This is a genomic window from Streptomyces sp. NPDC054847 (genome assembly GCF_053610925.1).
The window spans coordinates 1-4947 of record NZ_JBSGZJ010000508.1; the positions used below are offsets into that span (position 1 = coordinate 1).

Below are 4947 nucleotides of genomic sequence, written 5' to 3' on the forward strand. Positions count from 1 at the left end.
TCACCCGAGCAGCTCGTGCCCATCTCGGGAAGGAGGCGCGCCGGGACGCCGGCGCCGACCAGACACCTTCGTGCTTCGGCGCCAGCAGGCGCAGCAACAGGGCTGCCGGGGCGGCCGGGTTGACGGCCGGGCCCTCGAGCAGCGCGGTCACGTCGGGGCCGTCTCGTCGTACCCGCGCTGCTCGTCGTACTCGTCGTACTCCTGGTCCTCGGGGAAGGGCAGGGGCTCGGTCACCCATCCCGCCGACAGGACCAGACGGGACGTGCGGTGGACGGTCAGGAAACCGAACGGGCGGTCGAGAACCGCCTCGACCTGGCGGACGGTGTACCGCGGCGGAGGCGGCATCCCGCCGGCCATGATGCTGATCGCGGTCACGGTCGCGGACTCGAAGCCCTTGGCGTCGAACACGGCAACCGCGCCCTGGCCGGCCGAGCCGACCGCCAGCGGATCAGGGCTGATGCCCGGGAAGTGGCCGTGGCTGCTGTCCGAGGCCGTGGACAGGCCGAACAGCGCAGGCGTCTGCAGCAGATCGTGGTCCGCCGTGACGCGGAACCCGACAGTGAGGACTTCGAGGACGGGCTCCGGGGTTCGGCTGCGTACGTTCGACACGCGCAGACCCGGGCCGGCCTCCCCGAGGGGAAGGCGGTCACCGGGCACCGGGGCCGGACCGGCGCCCGCGAGAGTGCCGATCCCGTGACGCAGTACCTGGGAGGGCGTCATGTCAGTGGCGCCCAGCAGGAGGTGGACGTCGACACCGGTTCCGCCGAGGATCTTGAGCACCGTCACAGGGCCGTCCGGGGTCTCCGTCACGGCCACCCGGTCCAACAGCGAGGTGGCGCGGTGCAGCCCCAGCAGCAAACGCCCCTGCCACGGGCCGTGGTCCGGGACCACCTCCGTCTCGAAGAACGGCTGCAGCCATCGTGTCCGCACCGACTGCGCCGCGGCCAGCACGAGCCGGGTGGATTTGTCGATGTCCACCGGCATCCTGCGGATCAGGCCTTCGGTGCGATCGTCGGCCCATCCGTCGAGCATCATGCGGTCGGCTGCCTGGTCTCCGGTGATGGTGCCGGTCGTTCCGGCGGGCAGCCGTGCCGCCCAGTCGGCATGCATCGGCAGATCCGCTCGGGTCCAGAGACCGAACGCGGCCCGCGTGCCGCGGATCGCGCCCAGCGCCTCGAGGAATCCGCGCGCGGCTCCGGCCGCCTCTGCGGCGGGCAGGCCGGTCGCGTCCCCGAGTTCGTCCCGCGCCGGTCCACAGGCGGCGTCCTGGAGACAGGCGAGCAGCGGCCACAGGCTCGTGGCGGAGACGACGGTCCCGCCCGGTCCCCGCAGGCTGCCGACCCACCGCTCGGTGAGCCGGTTCACGGCACGTACGGACGTCGCTGTCGGCTGCACTCGATCCCCCAGGTTTCACAAGGCACCGTGACCGTCGGTCCTGAACACGCAACGCGCCGGCGTCGCGGCAGTGGCCCGCCACGCCGCCTCGGGTACCTGTATCCGCCTCCGGCGCGGTCACCGCGGGGCGGATCGTCCAGGTCACGCTGGAACAGTGGAACGGGTGGACCACGGAACAGGACGATCACTCGCATCCTCGCCGGTGGCGGAACCGACGTCCAGGGGTTATCGCGCGGGGCCGGCCGCTGATCGAGAACTGAGGCCCCTTCGCTTTCCCACTTATTGATGCGCACGGGAGCGATGAGTTCCGGCAGGGCCGCCGGTCTGTTTCAGTGACGGAACAGACATGAGGAGATACGACGATGGTCGAGATCGAGACCCGCACGCTGGAGACCCCCGGTGCCACGATCTGGTACGACGTGAGGGGAGGCCGGGCCGATGCCGGGGCCGACGCACCCGTCCTGTTCCTGGTCGGTTCACCGATGGACGCGAGCGGTTTCGTCACGCTGGCGTCGCACTTCACCGACCGGACGGTCGTCACCTACGACCCGCGCGGGGCGGGCCGCAGCGTGCGTAAGGACGGCGCGGCGGAGATCGTGCCCGAGGAGCACGCCGACGATCTGCGGCGGGTGATCGAGGCGCTCGGAGCCGGGCCGGTGGACATGTTCGCGAGCAGCGGCGGTGCCGTGAACGCGCTCGCCCTGGTGTCGCGGCACCCGGAACTGGTACGCACACTCGTCGCGCACGAGCCGCCGGCGGCGCCGGTCCTGCCGGACAGCGAGGCGGCGCTGGCGGTCTGCGCGGACATCCATGCGACGTACATGCGGGACGGACTGGGGCCCGCGATGGCCAAGTTCATCGCGATGGCCGGCCGCAAGGGGCCCTTCCCGGCCGACTGGGCCGACGAGCCGGCCCCCGACCCCGCGGCCTTCGGACTGCCGACGGAGGACGACGGCTCGCGCGACGACCCGCTGCTGGGCCAGAACATGCGCGGCTGCACCGGCTACCGGCCCGACTTCGAAGCGCTGCGCGCCGCCTCCACGCGCATCGTCGTCGCGGCGGGCAAGGAGTCCGAGGGCGAGTTCTGCGCCCGCGCCGCGGCGAAGGTCGCCGCCGGACTGGGCACCGAGCCGGCGATCTTCCCCAGCGACCACGGTGGCTTCATGGGCGGCGAGTACGGCCAGCACGGGGCGCCGGTCGAGTTCGCGCAGACTCTCCGCGAGGTGCTGCACGCGGAGGGCTGAGGGGCCGGGGGACGGCGGGTGAGGGGCGGGTGGCGGGGCGCAACGCGTTCGCAGGCGACGATCCGCCGCCTGCCCGCCTGCCCGCCTGCCCGCCTCCGCCTGCCCGCCTGCCTCGCCCGCCTACCTGCCCGCCTGACCGCCCGTACCCGCGGGTCCGCACTGACGGCGGCACAGCCCGCACCCGCGGCGGAGTGCCCCTGCGCCGTCCTGCACCGTGGTCCCGCGCGGTCAACCGGTCGACGACGAAATTGAGATCGCGCGCTCACCCTATGGCCGCCCGGGCCCGGCCCTCGTCCGTTTCGACCTGCCCGCAGGCAAGGCGGGGTGGCACACGTCCGCCGGGACGCGCGGTCCCGCCGGACTCTGGGTGGCGCCTGACGCAGCACCCCGCAGGTTTGAAGCGATCGCTTACGACCCACAGCATCCGACCCAGGTCTCATCGACCCGGCAACGGCGCGTTCATGTCCATGAAAAATAATCAAGTACATGTCTATTGACGCTCGCACGGTAGACGCTTAGGTTCCGTGGAAAGCGCTTACCCCGTGGACATCGCACTACCGAACTCGTAGAGCAGTTCATGGAGTTGAACTACCGAGCCGCCCCATTATTGCGCTCGGACCGATCGGACGTCAGCCCCGCGCAGTTGCTCGACCCCCCTCTTCATCGACCCCGTGTCGCACGAGCCGACCAACCTGGAGACGAACGATGCAATTACGCCCCGCCCTCCCGTGCGCCGGCCTGCTCGCCGGCGCGCTCGTCGCGCTGTCCGGCAACCCGGCGCAGGCCGCGTCGATCCGCTACGAGGCCGAGAACACCTCCGCGATCTGTACCGGCACCGTCGACTCCGACTGGTCCGGCTACTCCGGCAGCGGATTCTGCAACGGCACCAACGCGTCCGGCGCCTACGTACAGTTCACCGTGAACGCCCCCTCCGCCGGCACGGCGACACTGGGCGTGCGCTTCGCCAACGGCAGCGGTACCGCACGACCCGCCACCGTCACGGTGAACGGCTCGACGGCCACATCGGCGTCGTTCGAGGGCACCGGCGCCTGGGACACGTGGGCGACGAAGACGCTCACGGTGCCGGTACAGGCGGGCAGCAACACCCTCCGGCTCAGCCCGACCACCTCCGCCGGCCTGCCCAACATCGACTACCTCGACGTCGAGACGAGCGGCGACACCACCACCCCGCCGCCGTCGGGCTCCGCGCTGTACGTGGCGCCGAACGGCACCGACAGCGCGTCCGGAACACAGGCGGACCCGACGACGCTCACCTCCGCGATCAGCCGCATCACTCCCGGCGGGACGATCTACCTGCGCGGGGGGACCTACCGCCACTCGCAGACGGTCACCATCCCCCAAGGCAACAACGGCAGCGCGGGCGACCGCACGGAACTGTCCGCCTACCCGGGCGAGACCCCCGTACTGAACTTCTCGGCCCAGAGCGAGGACCCGGCGAACCGCGGGCTCGCCGTGAACGGGTCGTACTGGCACGTCAAGGGCATCGTCGTAGAGCGTGCCGGTGACAACGGGATCTTCGTCGGCGGCAGCAACAACATCTTCGAGCGCACGGTGACACGCTTCAACCGCGACACCGGGCTGCAGCTCTCGCGCATGCTCTCCAGCACTCCCCGCGACCAGTGGCCGTCCAACAACCTCGTCCTGAGCGCGGAGTCGCACGACAACGCCGACTCCGACGGCGAGGACGCCGACGGCTTCGCCGCGAAGCTCACCTCCGGCCCCGGGAACGTCTTCCGCTACGCCGTGGCCCACAACAACATCGACGACGGCTGGGACCTCTACACCAAGTCGGACACCGGGCCCATCGGCGCCGTGACCATCGAGGACTCCCTCGCCTACGAGAACGGCACCCTCTCCGACGGCACCCAGAACTCGAGCGGGGACCGCAACGGCTACAAGCTCGGCGGCGAGGACATCGAGGTCGACCACGTCATCCGGCGCAGCATCGCCTACGACAACGGCAAGCACGGGTTCACCTACAACAGGAACCCGGGCACGATGACGGTCTCGGACAACATCAGCATCGACAACGCCGAGCGCAACTTCTCCTTCGACGCGGGCACTTCGGTGTTCCGGAACAACGTCTCGTGCCGCAGCGGCGACGGCTCGAACGACAAGACCGTGGGCAACGCCGACAGCACGAACCAGTTCTGGACCGGCTCCAACGGCTCCCGCTGCTCCTCCTACGCGGGATCCTTGCACTGGTCGTACGGGTCCGACGGCCGCCTCGTGGTCACGTTCGGGGGCAGGGCGGTCACGCCGTAACCTGCCGCGCACGGAACCTGCC

3 protein-coding genes are annotated in these 4947 nt (G+C 70.7%); 2 read left to right on the top strand and 1 reads right to left on the bottom strand.

Annotated features, from left to right (window positions below; genetic code table 11):
- Positions 1-147: 147 nt before the first annotated feature.
- A complete protein-coding gene (locus ACWGH4_RS31165) occupies positions 148-1365 on the bottom strand; it encodes a proteinase inhibitor I4 serpin (RefSeq protein ID WP_453466788.1) in 1218 nt (405 codons plus the stop codon).
- A gap of 392 nt (positions 1366-1757) precedes the next feature.
- Here ACWGH4_RS31165 and ACWGH4_RS31170 point away from each other — a divergent pair, with 392 nt between their 5' ends.
- On the top strand, positions 1758-2639 hold the full coding sequence (locus ACWGH4_RS31170) for an alpha/beta fold hydrolase (RefSeq protein ID WP_453466790.1): 882 nt from the start codon (positions 1758-1760) through the stop codon (positions 2637-2639).
- A 705-nt stretch (positions 2640-3344) separates the two neighbouring features.
- Positions 3345-4925, top strand: a complete 1581-nt coding sequence (locus ACWGH4_RS31175; RefSeq protein WP_453466792.1) for a carbohydrate-binding protein — start codon at positions 3345-3347, stop codon at positions 4923-4925.
- Positions 4926-4947 lie beyond the last annotated feature (22 nt).